22 protein-coding genes are annotated in these 25,229 nt (G+C 59.1%); 7 read left to right on the top strand and 15 right to left on the bottom strand.

Annotated elements, in window-relative coordinates:
• Nucleotides 1-2: 2 nt before the first annotated feature.
• The gene (locus ACILRN_RS02645) at nt 3-740 is read right to left on the bottom strand and encodes a class II aldolase/adducin family protein (protein WP_395685273.1); all 738 of its coding nucleotides are present in this window, start codon (nt 738-740) and stop codon (nt 3-5) included.
• A gap of 82 nt (nt 741-822) precedes the next feature.
• On the opposite strand from ACILRN_RS02645, the gene ACILRN_RS02640 reads away from it, so the two are divergent.
• The 6 genes from ACILRN_RS02640 to ACILRN_RS02615 all read left to right on the top strand — a co-directional run bounded on the left by ACILRN_RS02640 (nt 823) and on the right by ACILRN_RS02615 (nt 7,354).
• Nucleotides 823-2,316 carry an FGGY-family carbohydrate kinase gene (locus ACILRN_RS02640; protein WP_395685271.1) on the top strand — a complete coding sequence of 498 codons (1,494 nt, stop codon included), beginning with the start codon at nt 823-825 and terminating at the stop codon, nt 2,314-2,316.
• Nucleotides 2,317-2,373: 57 nt separating this feature from the next.
• The gene (locus ACILRN_RS02635; protein WP_395685269.1) at nt 2,374-2,763 is read left to right on the top strand and encodes a hypothetical protein; all 390 of its coding nucleotides are present in this window, start codon (nt 2,374-2,376) and stop codon (nt 2,761-2,763) included.
• A gap of 112 nt (nt 2,764-2,875) precedes the next feature.
• Nucleotides 2,876-4,375 (top strand): CoA-acylating methylmalonate-semialdehyde dehydrogenase, encoded by a 1,500-nt coding sequence (locus ACILRN_RS02630; RefSeq protein ID WP_395685267.1) that lies wholly within the window; start codon nt 2,876-2,878, stop codon nt 4,373-4,375.
• Complete coding sequence (locus tag ACILRN_RS02625) at nt 4,375-5,013, top strand: GNAT family N-acetyltransferase (RefSeq protein WP_395685265.1); 639 nt, start codon at nt 4,375-4,377, stop codon at nt 5,011-5,013. The genes ACILRN_RS02630 and ACILRN_RS02625 overlap by 1 nt, the downstream gene beginning before the upstream one ends.
• A gap of 17 nt (nt 5,014-5,030) precedes the next feature.
• Nucleotides 5,031-5,966 carry a tyrosine recombinase XerC gene (locus tag ACILRN_RS02620; protein ID WP_395685263.1) on the top strand — a complete coding sequence of 312 codons (936 nt, stop codon included), beginning with the start codon at nt 5,031-5,033 and terminating at the stop codon, nt 5,964-5,966.
• 59 nt (nt 5,967-6,025) lie between these two features.
• On the top strand, nt 6,026-7,354 hold the full coding sequence (locus ACILRN_RS02615) for an NAD(P)/FAD-dependent oxidoreductase (RefSeq protein ID WP_395685262.1): 1,329 nt from the start codon (nt 6,026-6,028) through the stop codon (nt 7,352-7,354).
• Here ACILRN_RS02615 and lpdA read toward each other — a convergent pair whose 3' ends face one another.
• From lpdA to pabB, 13 genes are all read right to left on the bottom strand, one after another.
• A complete protein-coding gene (gene lpdA, locus ACILRN_RS02610; protein WP_395685260.1) occupies nt 7,355-8,740 on the bottom strand; it encodes a dihydrolipoyl dehydrogenase in 1,386 nt (461 codons plus the stop codon). It abuts the gene before it with no gap.
• Between the two features lie 12 nt (nt 8,741-8,752).
• Entirely contained in the window at nt 8,753-9,364 is a 612-nt protein-coding gene (locus ACILRN_RS02605) for an HXXEE domain-containing protein (protein WP_395685258.1), read from the bottom strand.
• 4 nt (nt 9,365-9,368) lie between these two features.
• Nucleotides 9,369-10,115, bottom strand: coding sequence for an SDR family oxidoreductase (locus tag ACILRN_RS02600; protein ID WP_395685257.1), 747 nt, complete (start codon nt 10,113-10,115; stop codon nt 9,369-9,371).
• 10 nt (nt 10,116-10,125) lie between these two features.
• Complete coding sequence (odhB, locus tag ACILRN_RS02595; protein WP_395685255.1) at nt 10,126-11,325, bottom strand: 2-oxoglutarate dehydrogenase complex dihydrolipoyllysine-residue succinyltransferase; 1,200 nt, start codon at nt 11,323-11,325, stop codon at nt 10,126-10,128.
• Between the two features lie 12 nt (nt 11,326-11,337).
• Nucleotides 11,338-14,295, bottom strand: coding sequence for a 2-oxoglutarate dehydrogenase E1 component (locus tag ACILRN_RS02590; protein WP_395685253.1), 2,958 nt, complete (start codon nt 14,293-14,295; stop codon nt 11,338-11,340).
• 64 nt (nt 14,296-14,359) lie between these two features.
• Complete coding sequence (gene sucD / locus ACILRN_RS02585; RefSeq protein WP_395685251.1) at nt 14,360-15,235, bottom strand: succinate--CoA ligase subunit alpha; 876 nt, start codon at nt 15,233-15,235, stop codon at nt 14,360-14,362.
• Nucleotides 15,235-16,404, bottom strand: coding sequence for an ADP-forming succinate--CoA ligase subunit beta (gene sucC, locus ACILRN_RS02580; RefSeq protein WP_395685250.1), 1,170 nt, complete (start codon nt 16,402-16,404; stop codon nt 15,235-15,237). Before sucC ends, sucD begins: the two co-directional genes overlap by 1 nt.
• 33 nt (nt 16,405-16,437) lie before the next feature.
• Nucleotides 16,438-17,400, bottom strand: coding sequence for a malate dehydrogenase (mdh, locus tag ACILRN_RS02575; protein ID WP_395685249.1), 963 nt, complete (start codon nt 17,398-17,400; stop codon nt 16,438-16,440).
• A gap of 130 nt (nt 17,401-17,530) precedes the next feature.
• On the bottom strand, nt 17,531-18,613 hold the full coding sequence (zapE, locus tag ACILRN_RS02570; protein WP_395685247.1) for a cell division protein ZapE: 1,083 nt from the start codon (nt 18,611-18,613) through the stop codon (nt 17,531-17,533).
• A gap of 15 nt (nt 18,614-18,628) precedes the next feature.
• Nucleotides 18,629-19,279 (bottom strand): fructose-6-phosphate aldolase, encoded by a 651-nt coding sequence (gene fsa / locus ACILRN_RS02565; protein WP_395685245.1) that lies wholly within the window; start codon nt 19,277-19,279, stop codon nt 18,629-18,631.
• A gap of 3 nt (nt 19,280-19,282) precedes the next feature.
• A complete protein-coding gene (locus tag ACILRN_RS02560; RefSeq protein ID WP_395685243.1) occupies nt 19,283-20,173 on the bottom strand; it encodes an aminotransferase class IV in 891 nt (296 codons plus the stop codon).
• Nucleotides 20,170-20,733, bottom strand: coding sequence for an anthranilate synthase component II (locus ACILRN_RS02555; RefSeq protein ID WP_395685241.1), 564 nt, complete (start codon nt 20,731-20,733; stop codon nt 20,170-20,172). The genes ACILRN_RS02560 and ACILRN_RS02555 overlap by 4 nt, the downstream gene beginning before the upstream one ends.
• Nucleotides 20,730-22,070 carry an aminodeoxychorismate synthase component I gene (pabB, locus tag ACILRN_RS02550; protein WP_395685240.1) on the bottom strand — a complete coding sequence of 447 codons (1,341 nt, stop codon included), beginning with the start codon at nt 22,068-22,070 and terminating at the stop codon, nt 20,730-20,732. Before pabB ends, ACILRN_RS02555 begins: the two co-directional genes overlap by 4 nt.
• Before the next feature lie 54 nt (nt 22,071-22,124).
• Here pabB and ACILRN_RS02545 point away from each other — a divergent pair, with 54 nt between their 5' ends.
• Nucleotides 22,125-24,293, top strand: coding sequence for a primosomal protein N' (locus ACILRN_RS02545; RefSeq protein ID WP_395685238.1), 2,169 nt, complete (start codon nt 22,125-22,127; stop codon nt 24,291-24,293).
• Nucleotides 24,294-24,307: 14 nt separating this feature from the next.
• On the opposite strand, the gene ACILRN_RS02540 is transcribed toward ACILRN_RS02545, so the two are convergent.
• The coding region (locus ACILRN_RS02540; protein ID WP_395685237.1) for an aldose epimerase family protein at nt 24,308-25,229 on the bottom strand (922 nt) is incomplete at its 5' end.

Here is a 25,229-nt window from a genome sequence, read left to right as displayed (position 1 = left end):
TGCTATCTGCCTTTCCTGCCGCCACGCTTGCCACCCGGCACATCGCGCCTGACCGGGCCTACGACCGAAAGCGCGTCACCCTTTTTCAACTCGCCTGGTTGCTTGCCATATGTCTTAAACCGGGCGAGCACGCTTGTCATCTGCAGCGTGCTCAACAGCACGGGCTTACCCGCCTGGAGTGCAGCCCAATACTGATGGCACAGTGTTTCAACCTCGCCCGCCCGCCACAATGCCTTGTCCAGGTCTGGGCCGAAAGCAATCTGGCCGTGGTTTGCGAGCAGGCACGCAGAGCGGTCCCTCATTGCTTTCAGCATGGCTTTGGACAATGCCGCCGTGCCGTATTCGGCATAACTTGCGCAGCGTAGCGTGGTACCCCCGGCAATGCCGATCATATAGTGAAAGGGTGGGATATCCTTGCGCAGACAGGATAGGGCGGTGGCATAGATCGAATGGGTGTGCACGACCGCGCCAGCCTCTGGCCGCTCACGGAAGATATCAAGGTGCATACGCCATTCTGTCGAGGGCAGATAGTCGCCGACATAGCCGCCATCCAGATCCATCTCGACAATGTGTTCGGGCCTCATCTTGTCATAGGGGATGCCTGACGCCGTCATCAGGAAACCTTCAGGGGTGCGCACGCTGACGTTGCCCGATGTGCCCTGGTTGATGCCCTCTGCATTCATCCTGAGGCAGGTGTCGATGACCGCTTCGCGCAGGTCGAGGTATTTGAGCTTCGGCATGATGACGGGATCCGCTTGTTGAATGTGGGGGACTCGTGCAGCGCCTATAGACTGCCTCGTATATCATCGACAAGAGCGCAGGGTGATTGACGCCACCATGCTGGATGCGGGAGACTGGCTCTCGAGGATGGATGAGAGCATGCAGGCTAGCGCTCCACGCGGCATCGCGGTCGTCGATGTAGGCTATACCAACACCAAGATCGCGCTGTTTGCCGCGGATGGACAGATGCGGGCCGAGCACAAGGTGCTGAGCCGCCACCTGCCAGGGCCGCCCTATCCGCACATCGACCCAGAACCCATGGTGGAGCTATGCCGAAACGCCTTGCCGGAATTGGATGCGATCCTGCCGGTCGACGCGGTCGTCCCCTGCGCCCACGGCGCAGCGATGGCGTGCTTGGACGACGGGGGCAATCTGGCGTTGCCGGTTATGGATTATGCGTCAGAACCGCCATCTGACATCGTTGAAGATTATCGCAAAATCATGCCGGGGTTTGCCGAGGCGCTTTGCCCGCTCCTGCCAATGGCCATAACTCATGGCCTGCAACTCTACTGGCAGCAGCGCCAGTGGCCCGAAGCTTTTGCAAGCGTTCGCACCATCCTGCCGTGGATCCAGTATGTGGGGTTCCGGCTCTCAGGCTTGGCTGTTTCGGAAATTTCCTCAATGTCGTGTCAGACACATTTGATGGACACACGCCTGCAGCAACCCTCAGCCATGGCACGCCATCTCGGCTGGGACAGATTGTTTCCACCCATGGCTAAGGCCTGGCAGGCGATCGGCACCCTGCTGCCGCAATTCCGGCCCGCCGGTTTTCGGGGCAAAGGCCTGGTACTTGGCGGCGTCCATGATTCGACTGCAAATTTCATGCGTTACGTCTGCGCTGGGCTGGATCGGTTTACGCTCGTCTCGACCGGCACGTGGAGCATCAGCTTTGACCCCTCGACAGCCGTTGATGTTCTCGATCCGGCGCGTGACACCAACACAAATACGGATGTACTGGGACGGACAGTGTGCTGCAGCCGTTTTTTTGGTGGCAAGGAATTCGAGGTTGTGGCAGGTGGCGCGGTGGCGGAGGCGGCAAACCTCGCGGAGGTTGCCCGTTTGGTGGCGCGCGGTACGAAGGCCGTCCCGTCATTTACCATGACCAGCGGCCCTGTCCCAGGCTCGCTCGGCAAGGGGTTCGTCACCGGACACGTGCCCGTCAATGATACAGAGAAGGCATCTCTCGCTGCACTCTACTGCGCGCAGATGGTAAGCGAACAGCTGGATGCCATCGCATCAAAAGATGATATCATCGTCGATGGCCCATATTCACAAAATGCCGTGTTGCTGGCTGTGCTGGCTGGCCTTCGACCCGCGCAGAAGGTAAAGGCGTCGGCCTTGCGTGACGGCACGACGGCGGGTGCGGCAGCGATTGCGCTTATCGCTGATGGCAAGCTTCCCTCCATCGCACTCGACATGAGTGATGTCGTACCTGCAGCAATTCCGGGACTGGCAGCATACCATGCTGACTGGCGGGCAACGGCATATGCTCAGCGCGCGTCCTCTCCAGCTTCAGGCAAGGATCCATATGGCTAATCAATTCTTGTCTCGTCCTGACTGGCGAGAGGTGTGGGTGGTGAGTGAGGTGTAGTGATGCGTATGGGGGGTCCTTCTTCCGGCCGAGCCTGTTTCACGCTGGTGTCGGGTGGCTACAGGGCCTCTGCAGGCCAGCTCGCAGTGGCGCTTGGCACGGGACTTGTCGCTGAGCTCAACGATCGGGATCTCGACCGGAGCTGGGCGGCGGCGGGCGGGCTTTCCGCCCAGGAGGCCCAGGCGATAAATCAGTCGGCAGGACTTCACCTGATGGGGCTGCTGGGCGAAGACCTCGATCCGTCTGACCATGCGGCTGCTGCCATTGACGCTGCGCTGGTATTCCTGCTCGCCATGAAGCGTTATGGTGTTTCGGATCCAAGGCAAATCCCAGCTTGTGCGGTAAGATGGACACCGACCGGTTCCCTGCCCCGAATTCACCTCGCATCATAGCCGGGGCGCATGCCCGGCTGAGCCGCAAAAATCGCAGTTTAGCACTTGCCGCGGGGAAAGACGGCTTCTAGTAGTCTGGCTTCCGGTTCATCAGTCAGACAAGGGTCCGTCCATGGTCAAGAACATCGGTCATTTTATTGGCGGCAAGCATGTGCCAGGCACCTCAGGGCGTTTTGCGGACGTCTACAACCCCAATACAGGGGAGGTATCGGCACGGGTGGCGTTGGCCTCGCCGGACGAACTCTCGGCCGCCGTCGCCAATGCCAAGGCGGCGCAGCCCGGCTGGGCCGCCAAGAATCCGCAGGTTCGGGCCCGCGTCATGATGCGTTTCCTTGAACTCGCCCGCGATCATGCCGAGGAGCTGGCCACCCTGATCTCCATGGAACATGGAAAGACCATTCCCGATGCGCTGGGTGATCTTCAAAGAGGCGTTGAGGTGGTGGAGTTTGCCTGTGGCATCCCGCACCTGCTGAAGGGCGAATATACTGATGGCGCAGGCCCCGGCATTGACATGTATTCAATGCGTCAACCGCTGGGCATTGCCGCTGGCATTACGCCCTTCAACTTCCCAGCCATGATCCCGCTGTGGAAGGCGGCCCCCGCGATTGCCTGCGGTAATGCCTTCATCCTGAAGCCCTCGGAACGCGATCCATCCTGTCCGATGCGGCTTGCCGAACTATTCCTCGAAGCTGGATTGCCGCCAGGCATCTTCAATGTCGTCAATGGCGACAAGGCGGCTGTGGATGGAATTCTCGATGATCCGGACATTGCTGCCGTGGGCTTTGTGGGTTCGACACCCATCGCGCAATATGTATACTCGCGCGCAACTGGCAATGGCAAGCGCGCGCAGTGCTTTGGTGGCGCCAAGAACCACATGCTCATCATGCCGGATGCCGATATGGACAAGGCCGTCGATGCATTGATTGGCGCAGGCTATGGCTCGGCTGGCGAGCGTTGCATGGCGATCTCGGTCGCCGTGCCGGTTGGTGAAGCAACTGCCAATCTGCTTGTTGAAAAGCTCATTCCACGCGTTGAGAAGCTCAAAGTTGGCCTGTCGACCGACCGGGAGGCGGATTACGGTCCGCTTGTCACCAAGCAGGCACTGGACCGGATCAGAGGCCTTATCGATGCGGGCATCAACGAGGGCGCGACCCTCAAGGTCGACGGCCGGGGCTTCAAGATGCAGGGCTATGAGAATGGCTATTTCATGGGCGGATCCTTGTTCGATCACGTGACCAAGGACATGCGGATCTACAAGGAAGAGATCTTCGGCCCGGTGCTCTCAGTGGTGCGCGCCAAGACCTATGATGAGGGCCTCGCCCTCGTCAATGACCACGAATATGGCAACGGGACTGCGATCTTCACACGTGACGGCGATACGGCGCGGGATTTTGCTTCGCGGTGCCAGATCGGCATGGTGGGCATCAATGTGCCGATCCCGGTGCCGCTCGCCTATCACACCTTCGGCGGCTGGAAGCGGTCGGCGTTCGGGGACCTTAACCAGCATGGGCCTGACTCGATCCGATTTTATACCAAGACCAAGACAGTCACGGCGCGCTGGCCATCGGGCATCAAGGAAGGTGCACAGTTTTCAATTCCCACCATGCGCTGATGCCAGACGCGCCGCTTGCCGTTGGTTATCACTCGCTGCCTCGGGGCTGTCTTGCCAATGTGGTGACATGCCTTGAGATCAGGGAAAGGCCTTTGCTGCGGCCGGCGCCCGTTATCAGCGGCCTGTCCTTGCAGCGCATGACAGCAGGGGATACAGCCCGGTTTCGCAACCTGTTCCGGTTGGTGGGGCAGGATATCATGTGGTTCTCGCGCCTCGTGCTCACCGATGATGCGCTTGCCGCGGTCATCGGCGATTCGCGTGTCGAAAGCCTCGTCCTGATGAGGGATGGCGCTGATATTGGCCTTCTCGAGCTTGATTTTCGGCAGGAGGGCGAGTGCGAGTTGTCTTTCTTCGGGCTGGTGCCTGAGGTTGTTGGCACCGGCCTTGGCCGAATCCTGATGAACGAGGCGCTATCGCGTGCCTGGTCGCAGCCAATTACCCGGTTATGGGTTCACACCTGCAGCTTTGATCATCCGGGTGCCCTGGCGTTCTACCAAAGGTCTGGTTTTCTGCCTTATCAGATTATGGTGGAGGTCCACCACGACCCTCGCCTTTCGGGTCATTTGCCTCTGCAGGCAAGCGCGCAGGTGCCGCTGATCGGCGGGCCTTCGCCAGATTTCCAGACCAGTAACAAATAGCCGTTAGGCTCAGTGGAATGCCGGACTATGCCACCAGCCTCTCTGCCGATGCTCTTGCCGCAGTCCAGCATTGGCTGACAAGGCTCAGGGCCGAGCGCCGCATGCAGCCCAAGACGCTCGAAGCCTATGCGAGAGACTTTGCCCAGTTTGCACACTTCATGGCAGAGCATCTGGGCGAGACGCCGGACAATGCAGCGCTTGCGGGGCTCACGGCGGCCGATTTCCGGGCTTTCCTCGCCCGCCGGCGTGGTGGTGGGGCAGGCAGCCGGACGTTGGCCCGGCAGTTGTCCAGCCTGCGCTCCTTCTATCGCCATGCTGAGCGTACCGGCCTGTTTCGCAATCCTGCGCTGTCTGCCGTCCGCTCGCCGAAGCTAGCCCATCGCGTACCCAAGCCGCTGACGCCTGAAAAGGCGGCGGCCCTCATTGCGGCGGATGGGCTGGCTGGAGACGACATCCGGCCCTGGATACTGGCTCGCGATCAGGCAGTTCTGACGCTCCTTTATGCCTGCGGTCTGCGTATTTCGGAAGCTTTGTTGCTGACGCCGCAGCAGGCTGACACGGAGGTTCTCAGGGTGACGGGCAAGGGTAACAAGGTACGGCTTGTTCCGCTTCTGCCGGTGGCGCGTGCGGCGATCGGGCAGTATCTGGCGCTGTGTCCATTCGCGCTTGCCGCACATGAGCCGATGTTCCGTGGCGTAAGGGGCGGCCCGCTCAATGCTCGTATCACGCAGGCCTTGATCGCCAGGCTGCGCGGGGCGCTCGGCCTTCCAGAGACAGCCACGCCGCATGCCTTGCGCCATTCCTTTGCCACCCACCTGCTGGCCAATGGCGCCGACCTGCGGGTTATTCAGGAACTGCTTGGCCATGCCAGCCTCTCGACCACCCAAGTCTATACCGATGTGAACCGCAGCCAATTGCTGGCACAATATCGCAAGGCCCATCCTGCGCGCTGATGTGACCATGCACATATTGCGGATGGAATTGGCAGGTCCGGCAAGCTAGAAAGATCGGCATGCCCAAGATCAAAACAATCATTGCCGATACAGTTCTGCCCAAGCGAGCCTCTGTCTGCGTGATCGGTGGTGGCGTGGCCGGTGTAACGACCGCACTTGAACTCGCCGAGCGCGGACTGGACGTTGTCTTGCTCGAGAAAGGCGAGATAGCGGCCGAGCAATCGAGCCGCAATTGGGGTTGGTGCCGGCAGATGGGCCGTGACCCGCGCGAAATCCCGCTCATCCGGATATCTTTGTCCCTTTGGGACCAGATGAATTCCCGCATTGAAGGCGAGACTGGCTTCACGCGCTGCGGCATTCTCTATCTCTGCGAGAACGAAGAACAACTTGCTGCCAAAGCTGGATGGTACGAGACGCATGCGAGGCCTGCGGGCCTGTCAACGCGCATGATTGGAGCTGATGAAGCAAACCGGCTGCTGCCTGGCTGTACCAGGCCATGGAAGGGGGCGCTGTTTACCCCGGACGATGCGCGCGCGGAGCCTTTTGTAGCCGTTCCCTTGATGGCTGAAGCGCTGCGCCGCAAAGGTGGAGCGGTGCTTACCAACTGCGCTGTACGCGGGATCGAGACCAAAGCCGGACGAATTTCCGGAGTTGTGACAGAGCGGGGAGCCATCGCCTGTGACACTGTTGTGCTCGCTGGAGGTGCCTGGTCGCGCCGCTTCTGCCGTAACATGAGCATCGAGCTGCCGCAGCTCAGTGTCGTCAACTCAGTCATGCGCACGGCGCCGCTCGATACGGGCCTTACTTACACCTGTTCGGGCGGTCAGTTCACCTTCCGCAAACGGATGGATGGTGGCTATACCATTACACACCAACATTTCTCGGTTGCCGACATTGTGCCCGATTCCTTCAGGCTGTTCGCTGCCTTTCTGCCAGCCTTGCGACTTGACCGGAAAGGGCTGCGACTTAGGCTCGGGCGGCGCTTCATTGACGAGGCTCGGCTCAAGAGGCACTGGAAGTTGGATGAGACATCACCCTTCGAGATGGTGCGCATTCTTGATCCCGAGCCAGTGAATGACATTCTTGATGCCGCTGCTCGCCATCTCAAGGCCTGCTATCCGGTGTTCGAGCCCATGCAGATTGCCGAGCGCTGGGCGGGATGCATTGATGCCATGCCCGATGCCGTACCCGTCATCTCAAGGGTGGAACAGCTGCCGGGCTTCCATCTGTGCACTGGCTTCTCTGGCCATGGTTTTGGGCTTGGGCCCGGGGCTGGCAGGCTGATGGCGGAGATCGTCACAGGTGAGCCGACATGCGTCGATCCGGCGCCCTTCCGCTACTCGCGTTTTTTTGATGGCAGCAATCCCCGGCCGACCACAGGGCTCTGATCAGGAATGAATGGCGCGGCCGGACACCGCCTGCGCGGCTTCCTTTATTGCCTCTGACAGCGTGGGATGGGCATGACAGGTGCGCGCCAGATCTTCGGCTGATCCACCAAACTCCATAAGCACGGCGGCCTCGTGAATAAGCTCGCCCGCCATTGGCCCGACGATGTGGACGCCGAGCACGCGATCTGTCTTGGCATCGGCAAGAATCTTGACGAAGCCATCGGTTGTCTGATTGGCCTTGGCCCTTCCATTGGCGAGGAAGAGAAACTTTCCCGCCTTGTAGTCGATACCAGAGGATTTGAGTTCCTCCTCGGTCTTGCCGACAGCCGCCACCTCGGGCGCGGTGTAAACAACGCCTGGAATGACATCATAGTTCACATGGCCTGCCTGGCCTGCAAGGATTTCAGCCACTGCGATGCCTTCATCCTCCGCCTTGTGCGCCAGCATGGGGCCGCGCACCACATCGCCGATGGCATAGATTCCAGGCGCAGTTGTCGCAAAACGGGGATCGACCACGATGCGGCCTCGCTCGTCCAGCTTGACGCCAGCTGCATCAAGACCAAGTCCTTTTGTGAAGGGCACACGACCGATAGCAACCAGAACAACATCTGCCTCCATCTGCTCCGCCGCTCCGCCAGCCGCACCTTCGACACTTAGCGTCACCTTGCCGCCATCATTGCGGGCCGATGTCACCTTTGACGACAGTTTGAAGGCAAAGCCCTGTTTCTGCAGGATGCGCTGGAAGGCCTTTGCGACCTCAAGATCCATCCCCGGCAGGATGCGATCCAGATATTCAACGACTGTGACCTTGGAGCCGAGCCGAGCATAGACCGACCCCAGTTCGAGACCGATGACGCCCGCACCAATGACGATGAGGCGGGCAGGAACTACTGCAAGCGATAGCGCACCTGTTGACGAAACAATTCTTTCTTCATCAACCTCGATACCCTTGAGCCTTGCCGAATCGGAGCCGGTGGCGATGACGATGTGCTTTGCCGCGATGACCTCGCCGCCCACCTTGACCATGCCTGCTGCTGCTATCGCGCCCTCTCCGTGAAACACTGTTATCTTGTTCTTCTTGAACAGAAAATCGATTCCCCTGGTGTTGCCATCGATCGCTTCCTGCTTGAAAGCCATCATGCGAGGGAAATCAACCGAGGTTTCTGCCCTTATGCCCATTCTCGCAAATGAATGTTTCGACTCGGCATAGAGTTCCGAGGCGTGCAACAGCGCCTTGGAGGGAATGCAGCCGATGTTGAGACACGTACCGCCATGGCTTGACCGCTTCTCTATCACTGCCACCTTCATGCCGAGTTGAGCTGCGCGGATTGCGCAGACATAGCCGCCGGGCCCAGTGCCAATGACGGCGAGGTCAAATGCGGTCATTGCCGCCTCCTCTCAAAGATGGGCGATACGCCATTTTATGTAGATCATGATTGCTGCGTGCAACAGTATGGCCATCATCAGGCCAATACCATATTGACCCAGTGAGGTTATTGGCCAGGATGAGACGAGCACCGCTGCGCCGAGTGGAACAAACAGAACAAGAGCTGTAAACAGACCGGGATTGTAGGTTCGTGTTTTCAGGGCAGGACCGGCATGGACCAACGCATTGACCAGCAGAAGCCAGCCAGCAAACATGGCGCTGCCGGCACCCTGGCTTCGAGCCAGAACGATGCATGCGGCGAGGGGCGCCCAAACACCGAGGACATTGATGATGAACACTGCGGGTCGGGTCAGAGCCTCTCGTCCATCTCCCATCTCTTTATTCATGAAGTGACGGAATCTGTCGGCGTCGTGCTCCTCATATTGGTGGATCATGTAAATCGGGAGTGTGAGGAATATCATTACATCCGCTGACGCCCAGCCCACCGTCAGAGTTGGCGTAAGCCCAAGCAAGATGATACCAGCGAGAGCGCCGCCATATACCCAGTTGTCAGAGAGCCGTGACAAGCGCGAGCCATTCACCGCTATGGCAGAAGACGATGCGTCCACTGGATGTCTCTGCATCACGTCAGCAACGCCCGCCTGCAACTGGAACGATGGCGCCAGTCACGTAGGAAGATTGCTCTGAGCACAGCCAAAGGATGACGTCTGCCACCTCTTCCGCCTTACCCTCGCGCTTCATGGGGATCTGATCGCGCATCATCTGAACGCGCCCCTTGATGCCCGAGCTGTCGTGGATTTCGGTATCGATGATTCCGGGACGCACGGCATTGACGCGGATTCCCTCTGCTGCCACCTCGCGGCTCAAGCCAATGGTGAGGACATCCATGGCGCCCTTGCTTGCGGCATATTCCACGCCCAGAGCAGGCGCCCCCAGCACGGCTGCTGCAGAGGATTGGTTGATGATGACTCCTCCCGTTCCTCCGTGCTTCAGCGACATCCGTCTGACAGCTTCGCGGGCGCAGAGAAATGCACCAAGAATGTTGATGTCGAACAGTCGCTTCAGCCTCTCGAGACTCATTTCGTCCAGACGATTTTGGCGATCCATCACGCCGGCATTATTGATTAGAACCTTCAGTGGTCCGAGCTTGTCAGCGGCGGCGAAGATGGCGCGGACATCGTCCTCACTGGCGACATTACCCTGGACGGCAACTGCCTTGCCGCCATGCGCTGCAATGCTGCCCACCACTTCGTCTGCTGCGGACTGATTGCTGGCATAGTTTACAACAACCGCGTAGCCGATTTTTGCAAGTTTCAAAGCCGTGGCGCGGCCGATGCCGCGGCTTCCTCCGGTAACAATGGCAACATTTGTCATGGATGCCGCCCTATAGGTCCAGTAGGGTTCGCCGAGGGTCCTCGAGGTATTCCTTGACCCGCACTAGGAAGGTGACTGCCTCCTTGCCATCGACAATGCGATGGTCATAGGACAGCGCCAGATACATCATCGGGCGGATAACGACCTGGCCATTCATGGCGATGGGCCGGTCCTGGATCTTGTGCATGCCCAGAATGCCGGATTGTGGCGCATTCAGGATTGGGGTCGACATCAGGGAACCGTAAACACCTCCGTTCGAGATGGTGAATGTGCCGCCCTGCATGTCGGCGATTTGCAGTTGCCCATCGCGTGCGCGCTGTCCAAATTCCGCGATGGTCTTCTCGATGGTCGCAAAGGAAAGCGTATCAGCATCGCGCAGGACGGGAACAACGAGGCCCCTGTCCGTACCGACTGCTACGCCAACATGATAGAAGTTCTTGTAGACGATATCTTCTCCGTCAATCTCGGCGTTGACAGTCGGAATTTCCTGGAGTGCCTTCACGCAGGCCTTCACGAAGAAACTCATGAAGCCCAACTTGACGCCATGTTTCCTTTCGAACAGGTCCTTGTACTGACTGCGCAACTCCATCGTGGCGGTCATATCGACTTCATTGAACGTCGTCAGCATCGCTGCCGTGTTCTGCGCATCTTTTAGGCGGCGTGCGATGGTCTGCCGCAGTCTGGACATGCGGACCCGCTCTTCACGACCAGTTTCGACCGGTCTTGCAGCTGTAACTGTGGTTGCCGGCTTTTCGAGATGGGCGATAACATCCCCCTTGGTGAGGCGGCCATCCTTGCCGGTGCCAGTCACGGTGGCCGCGTCAAGCTTGTTTTCCTCCACCAGTTTCCGCACGGCAGGCGAGAGCGGAGCTTCAGTTTTCACTGAAGCTGGCGCTGCAGTGGCCAGTTGAGCAGCCATCGCCGCGGTCTTGGCCGGAGGTGTCTCCATCTGTTTTGCAGCAACTCCGGCCGCGCCTTCCTCGATAAGACCCAGCAGGGCGCCTACGCTGACCGTGCTGCCTGGCTGGGCCTCAATCGCCGCAAGCTTACCGGAGGAAGGAGCCGGCACTTCAACCGTCACCTTGTCGGTTTCCAGTTCAACGAGCGGCTCATCGACCTTTACCAAGTCACCGGCATTTCTGAACCACTTCGCGATTGTTGCTTCGGTGACCGATTCACCCAGAGCTGGAACGCGGATTTCCTTAGCCATGATCTATGTCCTTCAAGCTTTGCCGTCGCCGAGCGCTTCATCAAGAAAGGTTTTCAGTTCTTTGATGTGGCGGCTCATCAGTCCGGTTGCGGTGGATGCAGAAGCTGCACGGCCAACATATCTTGGCCGCGGCATTTTTGCCTTGATGAACTCAAGTACCCGCTCGATGTTGGGCTGCACGAAACTCCAGGCGCCCATGTTGTATGGCTCTTCCTGGCACCAGATGACTTCAGCCTGGCGGAAGCGCTGCAGAATGTTGATCAGAGCCTTGTGAGGCCATGGATAGAGCTGTTCGACCCGAAGCAGGTAAATGTCTGAAAGTACTCGCTTTTCACGCTCCTCATAGAGATCAAAATAGACCTTGCCTGTGCACAGAATGACACGGCGGATCTTGTCATCGGCCGCCAGCTTGATGGTCTCCCCGGGAAGCATCTCGGCATCATCCCAAAGGAGGCGGTGAAAACTCGTGCCCTCCGCCATCATCGCGAGCGGTGAGGTTGCCCGCTTGTGCCGTAGCAGCGACTTTGGCGTCATGATCACCAGTGGCTTGCGGATGTCACGTTTCAGCTGCCTGCGCAGGATATGGAAGTAGTTGGCGGGTGTCGTGCAGTTGGCAACCTGCATGTTGTCTTCTGCGCAAAGTTGTAGGTAGCGTTCAAGGCGAGCAGAAGAATGTTCTGGACCTTGGCCTTCGTAGCCGTGCGGCAGCAGGACTGTGAGACCGGACATGCGTAGCCATTTGCGTTCACCCGAGGAGATGAACTGGTCAAAAACAACTTGGGCGCCATTGGCAAAATCACCAAACTGAGCTTCCCAGATGGTGAGGGCATTGGGTTCGGCAAGCGAATATCCATACTCAAAGCCCAGGACCGCCTCTTCCGAAAGCATGGAATTGATGGCTTCAAGCTTGACCTGCTGGTCTTTCACGAGATGGTTCAAGGGTGTGTAGCGCTTTTCGGTCTCCTGATCGACCAGTACTGCATGGCGCTGTGAGAAGGTGCCCCGCTGAACATCCTGCCCCGACAGACGCACTGGGAAGCCTTCCAGCAACAGAGTGCCGAAAGCGAGTTGCTCGGCCATTGCCCAGTCAAGACCGACTCCGTCGTCGATCATCTTGCGGCGCTGATCAAGTACCCGCTGCATGGTACGATGAACCTTGAAAGTCTTCGGTATTTTGGTGAGCTTGTGGCCTATCTCCTTCAGCCGCTCCAAGGCGACCCCGGTGTCACCCTTGCGGGGTTCCTCCTGATCCTTGGCAGCCTTCAAACCGGCCCAGCGTCCGTCAAGCCAGTCGGCCTTGTTGGCCTTGTAATTTTCGGCAGTGGCAAAATGTTCATCGAGAGTCTTGCGATAGGCGGCCTTGGTGGCGTCAAATTCAGATGTGGTAATGACGCCCTCATCGACCAGCCGCTTGCCATAGATCGACACCACAGTCGGATGAGCGGCGATGCGCTGATACATGAGTGGCTGGGTGAAGGCGGGCTCGTCTGTTTCGTTGTGTCCGAAGCGCCGGTAGCAGAACATGTCCACCACCACCGGTTTGCGGAACTTCTGGCGGAATTCGATGGCGATCTTGGCGGCGAATACAACTGATTCTGGATCATCCGCGTTACAGTGAAAGATCGGCGCCTCGATCATTTTGGCAACATCGGAGGGGTAGGGTGAGGATCGTGACCAGATGGGGCTGGTCGTGAAGCCGATCTGGTTGTTGACAATGAAGTGAATGGAGCCACCCGACCGGTGTCCGCGCAAACCGGAGAGGCCGAAGCACTCGGCCACCACGCCCTGCCCTGCAAAAGCTGCATCTCCGTGGATCAGGAGCGGCAGTACGGAGGTGCGCTCCTTGTCCTTCCGCTGATCCTGCTTGGCGCGAGCCTTCCCCAGCACCACTGGATCAACGATTTCAAGATGAGACGGATTGGCAGTGAGCGAGAGGTGCACGGTGTTTCCGTCAAAGGCACGATCTGATGAGGAGCCGAGGTGGTATTTCACATCTCCTGAGCCTTCGACCTCATCAGGAGTTGACGATCCGCCCTTGAACTCATGGAAAATGGCGGAGAAGGGCTTTGACATGACATTGGCCAGCATGTTGAGACGGCCGCGATGCGCCATGCCAAATACAATTTCCTGGAGACCGAGCTGGCCGCCACGCTTGATGATCTGTTCAAGCGCCGGGATCAGCGACTCGCCGCCATCCAGGCCGAAGCGCTTCGTTCCAGTGTATTTCACATTGAGAAACTGCTCGAAGCCTTCCACCTCAATCAGCTTGTTGAGTATGGCTTTCTTGCCTTGGGCAGTGAAACTGACCGACTTGCCCGCGCCTTCGATCCGCTCCTGTATCCAGGCCTTCTGATCGGGATCAGAGATATGCATGAACTCGACACCAAGAGTTCCACAATATGTTCTCTTCAGGATATCGATGATCTGGCGCAGCGTTGCATGTTCGAGGCCGAGAACCCGGTCTAGAAAGATCGGCCTGTCCATATCGGCGTCGGTGAAGCCGTAGGTGGCGGGGTCAAGCTCTGGGTGTCTGATGGGTTCCTTCAGCTTCAAGGGGTCAAGGTCGGCAGCAAGGTGGCCGCGCATTCTATAGGCGCGGATCATCATCAGGGCGCGCACAGAGTCCATTGTTGCCTTGCGTACGTCCTCGGTGGACAGACCTGCGGGCTTCGAGTCGTTCGCTGTGGTTTTGGCTGAAACCGGGCTTGCTGGCCAGTTGCCGTCCAATGCGGCAACCAGATCGCCTGATTCAGGTTTTGGCCAGTCCTGGCGTGCCCATGATGGAGCATTCACCTGCTGTCGCGCAGTTACAATATTGTCTTCGAGACCTGAAAAAAATTGCCGCCAATGCGGGTCTACGTTGGAGGGATTGTCGAGATATGTCGCGTAGAGCTGTTCGATGTACTGGGCGTTGCCGCCATACAGAAAGGAGGATTGTTCGAAGGCGGTGGTCAGGTCGGTCTTGTTCATCCCATGATCCTCAGTTCACAGCTCTCAGCGGAAAGAGAGTAAGTGTGGAAGGTTGAAGGAAGCTTTATCCTTTCAGTTTCTGAACCAGTGTCTTGCCAAGCAGGGCTGGCGAGTCGGCGACTGCGATACCAGCGCGCTTCATGGCTTCGATCTTGGATTCAGCGCCGCCCTTGCCACCGGAAATGATAGCGCCGGCGTGGCCCATACGACGGCCGGGGGGCGCAGTTCGGCCGGCAATAAAGCCGGCCATTGGTTTCTTTCGTTTCGAGCGGGCGATGAAGTCTGCGGCGTCCTCTTCTGCGGCTCCTCCAATTTCACCGATCATGATGATAGATTGGGTTTCGTCATCCGCCAGGAACATTTCCAGCATATCGATGAATTCAGTTCCTTTCACGGGGTCGCCGCCTATGCCGACTGCAGTTGTTTGGCCCAGCCCCTCTTGGGTGGTCTGGAAAACTGCCTCATAGGTCAGCGTGCCGGAACGCGAGACAATCCCAACTGAGCCCTTCTTGAAGATATTGCCGGGCATGATACCAATCTTGCATTCATTGGGGGTCAGCACGCCGGGGCAGTTCGGGCCGATGAGCCGCGACCTGGAGCCTGAGAGTGCCCGCTTCACTTTGACCATGTCCATGACTGGAATGCCTTCGGTGATGCAGACAATCAGCGGGATTTCTGCGTCAATTGCCTCCAAGATCGCATCAGCTGCGAACGGTGGTGGAACGTAGATGACGGTAGCGTCTGCTGCAGTCGCCTGTCTTGCCTCCCAAACCGTCTCAAATACCGGAACGCCAACGTGAGTGGTGCCACCTTTGCCGGGAGTTACGCCCGCCACCATGCGCGTGCCGTAGGCAATCGCCTGTTCGGTATGGAAGGTACCATTGTTCCCTGTGATGCCCTGGCAGATGACACGAGTTGCCTTGTTGATGAGAATGGACATCAGGCTGCTACCTTCACCGCTTTGACAATCTTGGCTGCAGCATCATTCAGGTCATCGGCGGGGATCACGTTCAGCCCTGACTCGCGGATGATCTTCTTGCCAAGGTCGACATTGGTCCCCTCAAGCCGGACCACCAGGGGAACCTTAAGGCCCACTTCCTTTACTGCCGCGATCACGCCTTCAGCGATCACGTCGCATTTCATGATGCCGCCGAAGATGTTAACAAGAATGCCCTTCACCTTCGGGTCTGCGGTGATGATCTTGAAGGCCGCAGCCACCTTTTCCTTCGAGGCGCCGCCGCCCACGTCGAGGAAATTTGCGGGCTCTGCACCATAGAGTTTGATGATGTCCATGGTGGCCATGGCCAAGCCTGCTCCATTGACCATGCAGCCAATCGAGCCGTCAAGCGCCACGTAGGAGAGATCGTATTTGGAAGCCTCGATCTCTTTCGGGTCTTCCTCGGTGAGGTCACGGAGTTCCTTGATCTCCGGATGGCGGTCGAGCGCGTTGGAATCGAAATTGATCTTGGCGTCGAGGCAGATCAGATGGCCATCCTTGGTGACGACCAGCGGGTTGATTTCAAGGAGGCTCATGTCCTTGTCGATGAATGCTCGGTAGAGCTGGCCGATCATCTTCACGCATTGCTTGACCTGGTCGCCCTCGAGCTTCAGCGCCGCAGCGATGCGGCGCCCGACATAGCCCGAATAGCCGGCAGCGGGATCCACCTGCACGGAGACGATCTTCTCCGGCGTGACATGCGCTACCTCCTCGATGTTCATGCCGCCTTCGGTGGAGGCGATGAAAGCAACGCGCGAGGTGGCGCGGTCGACGAGGATCGAGAGATAGAGCTCGCGGGCGATCGCGGTGCCTTCCTCGATATAGAGGCGCTGCACCTTTTTGCCCTCAGGTCCGGTCTGATGGGTGATGAGTTGCATGCCCAGCATGCGGGCGGCTTCCGCCTTCACATCTGCCACCGACTTCACTACCTTCACGCCGCCGCCCTTGCCGCGGCCGCCGGCGTGGATTTGGGCCTTGACGACCCATACGGGGCCGCCCAGCGTTTCTGCCGCCTTGACCGCCTCGTCAACAGAGAAGGCCGCAATGCCGCGCCCGGTGGCCACTCCGAAGCTGCGGAGCAGTTCCTTGGCCTGATACTCGTGAATGTTCATCTACCACGCCTCACTTTACCTTTGCGTCAATTTTTAGGTAAGGTCAGGGGCGATCACCTTGGCTGCGGCCATGAGACCGTGTACCGCCTCGACCGATTTGTTGAAGCCAGCCTTGTCCTCGGTGGTGAGTGTAATCTCTGCAATTCGCTCCACGCCCTTTTCGCCGATCACAACCGGGACACCGACATAAGTGTCCTTCACGCCATACTGCCCTGTCAGGTGGGCGGCGCATGGCAGAAGCCGCTTCTTGTCTTTAAGATAGCTTTCGGCCATCGCAATCGCTGAAGAGGCCGGCGCATAATAGGCCGATCCGGTCTTTAGCAGCCCGACGATCTCGGCGCCGCCATCTCTGGTTCGTTGTACGATCTTGGCAACGCGCTCGTCTGTTGACCAGCCCATCTTGATCAAATCCGGTACGGGAATGCCAGCGACCGTGGAATAGCGGATCAAAGGCACCATGGTGTCACCATGGCCACCCAGCACGAAGGCCGTCACATCCTCAACAGACACGTTGAATTCCTCAGCGAGGAAATGGCGAAACCGCGCTGAGTCAAGTACTCCGGCCATTCCGATCACCATGGTAGTCGGCAGGCCCGAATACTTCTGGAGCGCCCACACCATGACATCGAGCGGGTTGGTGATGCATATAACAAAGGACTTCGGCGCATGCTGTCTGATTCCAGCACCCACAGCGGCCATTACTTTCAGATTGATTCCGAGCAGGTCATCCCTGCTCATGCCGGGTTTGCGCGGCACCCCGGCCGTGACGATACAAACGTCTGCGCCGGCAATGGCCTCATATGAATTGGTCCCAGAAAGCTTCGCGTCAAAGCCCTCGACCGGGCCTGATTGTGCCAGGTCCAGCGCCTTGCCCTGGGGCAGGCCTTCGGCGATGTCGAAGATCACGATGTCGCCCAATTCTTTGAGAGCCGCCAGATGCGCCAGAGTACCCCCGATCATGCCGCCGCCGATCAATGCAATCTTTTTCCGAGCCATGTCCGAATGTCCTTCCTGTCGAGGGCGAGAGGCCGTTTTGCGTTGCAAAAGCGACGTTTTCTGTAGCCCCCTTGTGTAACACCTTCAAGGCAAACGCCTAGTCGTTTTGATAGAAAACATTACCAATACGTCAAGTTTCCGCGATTTTTTTACCCCACCATTGAGCCGACTGCATTTCCCTGAGCCGCGAAACGGTCCGGTCAAACTCAAGAGCGTGATCGCCGGCTGGACAGATACCGTCCGGAGGTTGTGCGGAGGTGGCCACCAGCTTTATCTCGCCATCGTAGAGCGTGTCGATGAGCAGCACCAAACGCTTGGCCTCATTGCGCTGCTCGGGCGCCAGTGCCGGAATGTGTTCCACGAACAATACCCGGTACTTGGCCGCAAGAGCCAAATAATCCGCCGCACCCAGCGGTTGCCCGCAGAGGTCTTCGAAACTGAACCGCGCGCAGCCAGCCGCTGCCTGTGGAACACTCAGCTTGCGGCCCAGAACCTCGAGCGAGGCTGGCGATCCCTTGTTCGTATCCGTCAGCCGCTCCCACATATCTTGCAGCTTGGCATCGTTTTCGGACGACAGCGGCGTGAGGAATGTTTCATGAGCTTTGACCCGCCCCAACCGGTAATCGACCGGACTGTCGAGAGAAATGACCTCGAGCCGTTCTCTCATGAGTGAAGTGAAGGGCACGAATAGCTGGCGGTTCAACCCGTCGCGGTAGAGTTCTTCAGGAGGAAGGTTCGAAGTGGTGACGATCACCGTTCCGTGGCTCAGCAGGGCTTCAAAGAGCCGGCCCACAATCATTGCGTCGGCAATATCGGAAATTTGCATCTCATCGAGACAGAGGATCCGCGCCTGCTCCGCAAGCGCCCTGGCAACGGGTGCGATGGCATCCTGGCTGTGATCCTGGCGCGTCGCGTGAAGCCGCGCATGTACATCCTGCATAAATGCATGAAAGTGAACGCGCCGCTTTCGCCCGACGTCCACAGTCGCGTGAAAAAGGTCCATCAGCATGGTTTTGCCGCGCCCGACATCGCCATGAATATAGATGCCACGTGGAGGTGGCGGCGCTTTGCGCAGGCGGCTCAAAAGACTGCGGTGCGGTTCAGTCTGCTGAAGCGCTGACGCAAGGGCATCGAGCCGGTCTGCCACTGAACGTTGCCCGGCATCTGGCTTCAGACCCCCGCTGGCAACACGGCGTTCATATGCGTCAAGCACGGCGCCCATTGGGCTTTACAGCGTCTGACCGGTTTTTTTCCAGTCAGCCAGGAATTGTTCGATCCCCTTGTCGGTCAGCGGGTGTTTGACCAGCGACTTGATCACGGCAGGCGGGCAGGTGGCTACGTCGGCACCGATGAGGGCCACTTGCTTCACGTGTAGTGCAGTTCGGATCGAGGCGGCGAGGATCTCGGTGTCGAAGGCATAGTTGTCATAGATCTGCCGGATCTCGGCGATGAGTTCGGTGCCATCAAGATGGATGTCATCGAGACGGCCGATAAAGGGCGAGATGAAGCTGGCCCCCGCCTTTGCGGCAAGCAATGCCTGATTGGCGGAGAAGCACAGCGTTACGTTCACCAAGCAGCCGTCGGCTGAAAGCGCCTTGCAGGCCTTGAGGCCATCCAATGTCAGCGGTACCTTGATGGCCACGTTGCGTGCGATCTTTCGGAGATCAGCGGCTTCGCGCATCATGCCATCATAATCGAGAGACACGACCTCGGCAGAGACCGGCCCTTCCACCGTGGCGCAGATCTCGGCAATCACGTCCTTGAACTGGCGGCCAGATTTTGCCACCAGGGAGGGATTGGTGGTAACGCCGTCAAGAAGGCCCAAACCGGCTAATTCCTTGATCTCCTTGACTTCGGCGGTGTCAGCAAAAAACTTCATCGTCTAGCGTCCTTCTTCATGACCAGAGGGCTTATCCTCCGCGTCGCGCCAAATCAACCGTGGATCGTGGCCACATTGTAACCTTGCCGCAGCACACAGTCCCTCCGAGAGTGCAGCAAGCTCGCCCTGCGGGAGTGGCTCCTGGTCAATGGACGTCACGGGCCTCATGAAGCGCAAGCTGTTGGTCAGAAAGACGGCGTCCGCCTGTTTCAGGTCGTCTGTGCTCACGGGACGTTCCTGCGCCGTATAGCCCAGATGGGTGGCTGAATGGATCAGCACCTGCCGCATGACCCCCGTGAGGATACCCTGATCGCGCGCCGGGGTAATCAGCATCTGGCCCTTGAGCAGAAAGATGTTGGCAATCGTGCTCGAGGCAACATGCCCTGCAGTGTTCAGCAGCAGCGCATCCTCGCTGCCATGGGCGGACGCCTCGCGCGCAGCGAATACATTGTCGATGTAGGACAATGTCTTGAGTCGACTTGCAACCGACTGTGGATTGCGCCGGATGGTACTCGTGCTGAGTGTAATCGGGCGGAACATGAGGCCGGGATCAAACGGATCAAGCGTCAGGAGCAAGCTAGGCTGGCCGCCTGCTGCACCAAGTCCGCGCGCCGTATGACCGCGCGTCAGCGTAACACGAAGCACGTGATGTCCCGGTGGTGAATCCGCCAGGATTTCTGCCATGGCGTCATCCAGTTGGTTGCGGTCAAAGCTAATGCCGAGTTCGCGTGCGGCAGCCTCCAGCCTCACAAGATGCATATTGCACCAGAGCGCCGTGCGATTGATGGTCAACATCGTTTCAAACAGACCATCGCCCAGGAGCAGGCCTCGCTCGGCCCGGTCAATGGGAAGCGTCCCGGCGGTGAGATTGCCGTTGAACCAGGTTCGATTCATCGCGTCAGCTCGAGAAAGTTTTGCAGCAAGTCATAACCTCCTTCCGTCAAGATGGATTCCGGATGGAACTGCACACCATAGGTTGGCTCACTTGCGTGACGCAGGCCCATAATTTCTCCGTCTTCGCTCTGCGCTGTGACCATGAGGGGCCCTGAATAATCAGCCAATTCAACGATGAGCGAGTGATAGCGGCCCGCGCTGAAGCGTGGCGGCAGGCCCTTGAAGAGCCCGTTGCCATCATGGGCTATTTCAGAGGCTTCGCCGTGCATCGGGCGCCTGGCGCGGGTTACACGGCCACCAAAAACCGCGCCGATGGCCTGGTGCCCGAGACAAATGCCCAGAATGGGACGTCGGCCCGAATAGTTCCGTATGATGTCCATTGACTGGCCTGCCTCCTGCGGTGTGCAGGGACCTGGCGAGATGATGATGGCCCTGGCTGTGTCCAGATCGTCCCCGTTCACGCGGTCATTGCGCACGACCCGACAATCCGCACCGAGTTCAACGAGGTAACGTGCAATGTTGTGGACGAAGGAGTCGTAGTTGTCGACGATCAGAATCATGCTGCAAAGGCCTCCATGATCCGTTTGATCTTGGTCAGGCTCTCATCATACTCAGTTGCAGGATCTGAGCGGGCCGTTATGCCGCCGCCGCCTTGCACGCGGGCCACGCCATCTGCAAACTGCGCCGTCCTGATGGCGATGTTGAAGTCACTACGGCCATTAAAGCCGATGTAGCCGATTGCTCCACAATAGACACCCCGAGGTATCTGCTCGATGTTCGCGATGATTTCCATGGCACGGATCTTGGGAGCTCCGGTGATCGAGCCGCCTGGAAAGGTGGCGGCGATCAACTCGCCCATCCCGTTTGGTTTAGCAAGCTCGCCGGTAACGACTGAAACGAGATGATGGACATTGGCATAGGTTTCAAGGCCGCACAAAACGGGCACCTTGACGCTACCCGGCCGGGCGACCCGCGACAGGTCATTGCGCAGGAGATCGACAATCATCACGTTCTCTGCATGATCCTTGCGGCTCGAGGCAAGGCTGGCAATGAGGCTGGCATCGCGAACTGGATCAGCGTCGCGGCGGCGTGTGCCCTTGATTGGACGGGTCTCCACGCTTGAACCTTCGACACGCAACAGCCGTTCCGGCGATGATGAGGCAATTTGAACCCCGCCATAGTCGAGAAACGCCGCGAAGGTTGCGGGGTTGGTGCGGCGCAAGGCCATATAGAACGCCAGAGCATCGAAGTCTGAAGGGATGGCAGCTGAAAATGTCTGGGTGATGTTGGCTTGGAAAATATCACCAGCGAGGATGTAGTCCACCGTTTGGGCAACAGCCTTCTCGTAGGCGTCCCGGCTGAAGTTCGACTGGAACCCCTCGATGATCCGCCGCCCAAGTGCCTGCGGCTTGCGCGACAGCAATTGTTCCAGTTCGTCAGCATGCTCGGGCGTTGCGGAAATGATCCAGGCCCGTTCCTGCATATGGTCGAAGGCGGCCACGCAATCAAAGTGATGCAGGACGAGATCAGGGCAGAGGGCAGCAAATTCCGGTATCTTTGCCGTCGGCTCGAGACGTCTGCCGAAATCATAGGCGATATAGCCTGCGAGCCCGCCCTGAAACGGCGGCAGACCGGCTACGTGGCGCTGACGATTCTCTTCCGTCAAACGCGAGATGATCCCGATTGCGCTGTCTCGCTGCGCCGTACCGTTGAGGAAAGTACCTGCCGCTGTTACCTCCAGCGTTGCCCTTGGGTTGCAGGTGAGAAAGGAATAGCGACCGAGTTGTTCGCTGCGCATGACGCTTTCAAGAAGCGTGAGTTGACGCTGCCCTTTCAGCCGCTGGGCCAGCGCCGAGGGCTCAATGCAGACGATCTCGCGAACATGAGGATCCTTCATGATCTGGCCATATAAGGCTGGAAGCCGTCTTCCCCCAAGTCTATTTCAGGGGGAATGACCGGCGATTCCACCATAGCCGACGTATTGCTGCCGCTGGCGCTGGATGGGCCATATTCCTATCGAGTGCCTGCCGGCCTGCAACTCAAGCCGGGGTCCTATGTGTCCGTACCGCTGGGACCGCGGCAGGTAACCGGCGTGGTCTGGGCGCTGTCTGGCGCGCCTCCGGCCGGTCGGGCGCTGCGCGACGTGATTGCGGTTCATGAGGTGATGCCGCTTTCTGAAACACACCGCAGGTTTATCGATTGGCTGGCCGCCTATTACCTTGAACCGCCAGGCAATGTGCTGCGCATGGTTTTGCGTGCCCCGGGAGCTCTTGACGGGCCTCGCGCCCAGATTGCCTATCGCGCCGCAGGGCCTCGACCCATCCGGATGACGCCACAACGCGCCCGGGTTCTCGAGACTGCCGGTGAAGGCTTTGCCATGCGCGCCACAGACCTGGCCGAGGCTGCTGGCGTTGGTGTTTCGGTGGTCAAGGCACTGGCCAAGGAGGGCGCATTGGAAGCGGTGGAGCTTCCGGCGCTGAAACCTTTTCCGCCCCCCGATCTCAATGCTGGCGGTTTCATCCTGACGGCAGATCAGCGTGTGGCGGCAGACTCTCTGCGGGCGGTCCTCGCCCAGCGTCAGCATAAGGTGATGTTGCTCGATGGCGTCACCGGATCCGGCAAGACGGAGGTCTATTTTGAGGCCATGGCGGCGGCGCTTGCAAGCGGTGGTCAGGCGCTGTTGCTGCTTCCTGAAATCGCTCTCACTGAGCCATTTCTGGCGCGTGTCGAGCGCCGCTTCGGCGCTGAGCCAGCTGCATGGCATTCTGACCTGCGCCCGCGTGAACGTGAGCGGGTGTGGCGAAGTGTGGCAGACGGCACGGCCAAGATCGTCGTCGGTGCAAGATCTGCGCTGTTCTTGCCATGGAAGGTCCTGAAACTCATCGTCGTCGATGAAGAGCATGAGAGCGCCTACAAGCAGGATGATGGTGTTCCGTATCACGCCCGTGATATGGCGGTGCTTTATGGTTCTCTCGGCAGGTTTCCAGTCGTGTTGTCGTCTGCGACGCCATCGCTTGAAACACTAGTAAATGTCGACCGCGGCCGCTACGGCGTGGTTCATCTCAAGGATCGTCACGGCCGCCCGGAACTTCCTGAGATTGGTCTTATCGACCTCAAGCGCACAAGCCCTGAGCCGGGTCATTGGCTTTCACCCCAGCTCCTGGCCGAAGTCGGTAAAGTCTTGGCGGAGGGTGACCAGGCTCTCTTGTTCCTTAACCGCCGCGGCTATGCGCCACTCACTCTGTGCCGGGCGTGTGGCCATCGTCTTGAGTGCCCGCATTGTGCTGCTTCGCTGGTCGAACATCGCTTCCGCCGTCAGCTCATGTGCCACCATTGCGGGCATCTTGAAGCAATGCCGCAGGACTGCCCAAGTTGCCATGCCCAGGGCAAGATGGTGCCGGTGGGGCCTGGCGTGGAGAGGCTTGCCGAGGAGGCCGCCTCGCGATTTCCTGACGCGCGAATTGCCGTGCTGTCGAGTGATCTCTCCCGTGGCAGACTGCTTGGCGATGCAATCCGTGACGTTGCGGAGGGGCGTTATAATCTGGTCATCGGCACACAGCTGGTAGCCAAGGGGCACCACTTTCCGCATCTGACCCTGGTAGGCGTTGTCGATGCCGACCTTGCGCTCGAGTCCTCCGATCCGCGGGGGGCAGAGCGCACGTGGGCTTTGTTGGCGCAGGTTGCTGGCCGCGCAGGCCGCGGCGCCAAGCCAGGACGTGCCCTCGTACAGACCTATCTTCCAGAGCATCCGCTGATGCAGGCTCTGAAGAAAGGTGATCGCGATGCCTATTTCTCTCAGGAAAAGACCATTCGTGAGCAGGCGGGTCTGCCGCCCTATGGTCGGTTGGCGGCCATCATCATCACGGGGCCTGACGGGCCTGAGACCGAGCGATTTGCCCGCCAACTTGGAATGTCTGCACCGCTTGCAGATGGCGTCTCTGTGCTGGGGCCTGCGATTGCGCCGATCGCAATGGTCCGTGGCCGGCACCGCTGGCGCCTGCTGGTGAAGGCACAGCGAGAGGTCAACCTTCAGGCCTTCCTCCGTCTGTGGCTCGGTCAGGTGAAGTCCCGAGGCGCGCTGGCCTTACAGATTGATGTCGATCCCTACAGCTTCCTGTAGCATGACGGAAGCTTTCAGGTCCTTGCGAACCGCCATTCGATCCGATGGCGGTAGACGTTGCCAGGCCTGAGCAGGGCGCTTGGAAAATTGGCGTGGTTCGGCGCGTCGGGGAAATTCTGCGGCTCGATGGCGATCGCTGCGTAGGACGTGAGCGGCCCGTGCTTGCCGGGAAAACCCTCATTCCAGTGTTCAGCTGTATACATCTGCATGCCGGCTTCGGTGGTCCACACCTCCATGTTGCGGCCGGAAACCGGGTCGCGCAATGTGAGTCCGTGTTTCATCTCGCTGCGCGCGCCGTCCAGCACCCAGCAATTGTCATAAGCGCTGCCCACCTTGCGCAGCGCGCGGAAGTCCCAGCGGGTGCCGGTCACATCGCGGATCTTGCCCGAGGGCAGCAGCAGATCGTTCAGGGGCAGATAGGCGGAGCCCATGATCTGCATCTCATGATCGAAAGCGCCGCGCGCGCCGCCCGAAAGATTCCAATAGGCGTGGTTGGTGAGGTTGATGACGGTGGGTTTCGTGGTGCGCGCCGCAAGCTCCAGCGACAGCGTGTTGTCCTCGAGCCTGTAGGTGGCGGACACATCGAGCGCGCCGGGATAGCCCTGGTCGCCATCCGGCGAGTGCAGTGAGAAGTGCAGCGTGTTTTCGGCCTGCCGCACATCCCAGTGCCGCACCGCGAAATTGTCCGGCCCGCCGTGCAACTGATGCGCGCCCGTGTTGGGCGCCAGCGGATAGGCAACATCGTCAATGCTGATTTCGGAATTGGCGATGCGCCCGGCGATGCGGCCCATGACAGCACCCGCCGTCCAGTCGCCGGCCAGAAGCTCCGCATCGCTGCCGCCGCCCATCACCAGGTCGGCGCCCGCGAAATCGAGCGCCAAGAGGCGCGCGCCCAGCGTGGTGAAGCGCGCGCGGATGTCGTGTGAGAGAAGCTCC

It is taken from the genome of Aestuariivirga sp. (assembly GCF_044238155.1).
Classification (GTDB): domain Bacteria; phylum Pseudomonadota; class Alphaproteobacteria; order Rhizobiales; family Aestuariivirgaceae; genus Aestuariivirga.
The sequence above is the reverse complement of the archived record's forward strand: the minus strand, read 5'-3'. Positions and strand labels throughout refer to the sequence as shown.

What these genes read in the sequence shown, in the direction of transcription:
- ACILRN_RS02620 (WP_395685263.1), top strand. Translation starts at nt 5,031, where the DNA reads ATGCCGGACTATGCCACCAGCCTCTCTGCCGATGCTCTTGCCGCAGTC.
- ACILRN_RS02625 (WP_395685265.1), top strand. Translation starts at nt 4,375, where the DNA reads ATGCCAGACGCGCCGCTTGCCGTTGGTTATCACTCGCTGCCTCGGGGC.
- ACILRN_RS02590 (WP_395685253.1), bottom strand. Translation starts at nt 14,295, where the DNA reads ATGAACAAGACCGACCTGACCACCGCCTTCGAACAATCCTCCTTTCTG.
- ACILRN_RS02600 (WP_395685257.1), bottom strand. Translation starts at nt 10,115, where the DNA reads ATGACAAATGTTGCCATTGTTACCGGAGGAAGCCGCGGCATCGGCCGC.
- ACILRN_RS02555 (WP_395685241.1), bottom strand. Translation starts at nt 20,733, where the DNA reads ATGATTCTGATCGTCGACAACTACGACTCCTTCGTCCACAACATTGCA.
- ACILRN_RS02630 (WP_395685267.1), top strand. Translation starts at nt 2,876, where the DNA reads ATGGTCAAGAACATCGGTCATTTTATTGGCGGCAAGCATGTGCCAGGC.
- ACILRN_RS02605 (WP_395685258.1), bottom strand. Translation starts at nt 9,364, where the DNA reads ATGCAGAGACATCCAGTGGACGCATCGTCTTCTGCCATAGCGGTGAAT.
- lpdA (WP_395685260.1), bottom strand. Translation starts at nt 8,740, where the DNA reads ATGACCGCATTTGACCTCGCCGTCATTGGCACTGGGCCCGGCGGCTAT.
- fsa (WP_395685245.1), bottom strand. Translation starts at nt 19,279, where the DNA reads ATGAAGTTTTTTGCTGACACCGCCGAAGTCAAGGAGATCAAGGAATTA.
- mdh (WP_395685249.1), bottom strand. Translation starts at nt 17,400, where the DNA reads ATGGCTCGGAAAAAGATTGCATTGATCGGCGGCGGCATGATCGGGGGT.
- ACILRN_RS02560 (WP_395685243.1), bottom strand. Translation starts at nt 20,173, where the DNA reads ATGAATCGAACCTGGTTCAACGGCAATCTCACCGCCGGGACGCTTCCC.
- sucC (WP_395685250.1), bottom strand. Translation starts at nt 16,404, where the DNA reads ATGAACATTCACGAGTATCAGGCCAAGGAACTGCTCCGCAGCTTCGGA.
- pabB (WP_395685240.1), bottom strand. Translation starts at nt 22,070, where the DNA reads ATGAAGGATCCTCATGTTCGCGAGATCGTCTGCATTGAGCCCTCGGCG.
- ACILRN_RS02635 (WP_395685269.1), top strand. Translation starts at nt 2,374, where the DNA reads ATGCGTATGGGGGGTCCTTCTTCCGGCCGAGCCTGTTTCACGCTGGTG.
- ACILRN_RS02545 (WP_395685238.1), top strand. Translation starts at nt 22,125, where the DNA reads ATGACCGGCGATTCCACCATAGCCGACGTATTGCTGCCGCTGGCGCTG.
- sucD (WP_395685251.1), bottom strand. Translation starts at nt 15,235, where the DNA reads ATGTCCATTCTCATCAACAAGGCAACTCGTGTCATCTGCCAGGGCATC.
- ACILRN_RS02615 (WP_395685262.1), top strand. Translation starts at nt 6,026, where the DNA reads ATGCCCAAGATCAAAACAATCATTGCCGATACAGTTCTGCCCAAGCGA.
- ACILRN_RS02645 (WP_395685273.1), bottom strand. Translation starts at nt 740, where the DNA reads ATGCCGAAGCTCAAATACCTCGACCTGCGCGAAGCGGTCATCGACACC.
- odhB (WP_395685255.1), bottom strand. Translation starts at nt 11,325, where the DNA reads ATGGCTAAGGAAATCCGCGTTCCAGCTCTGGGTGAATCGGTCACCGAA.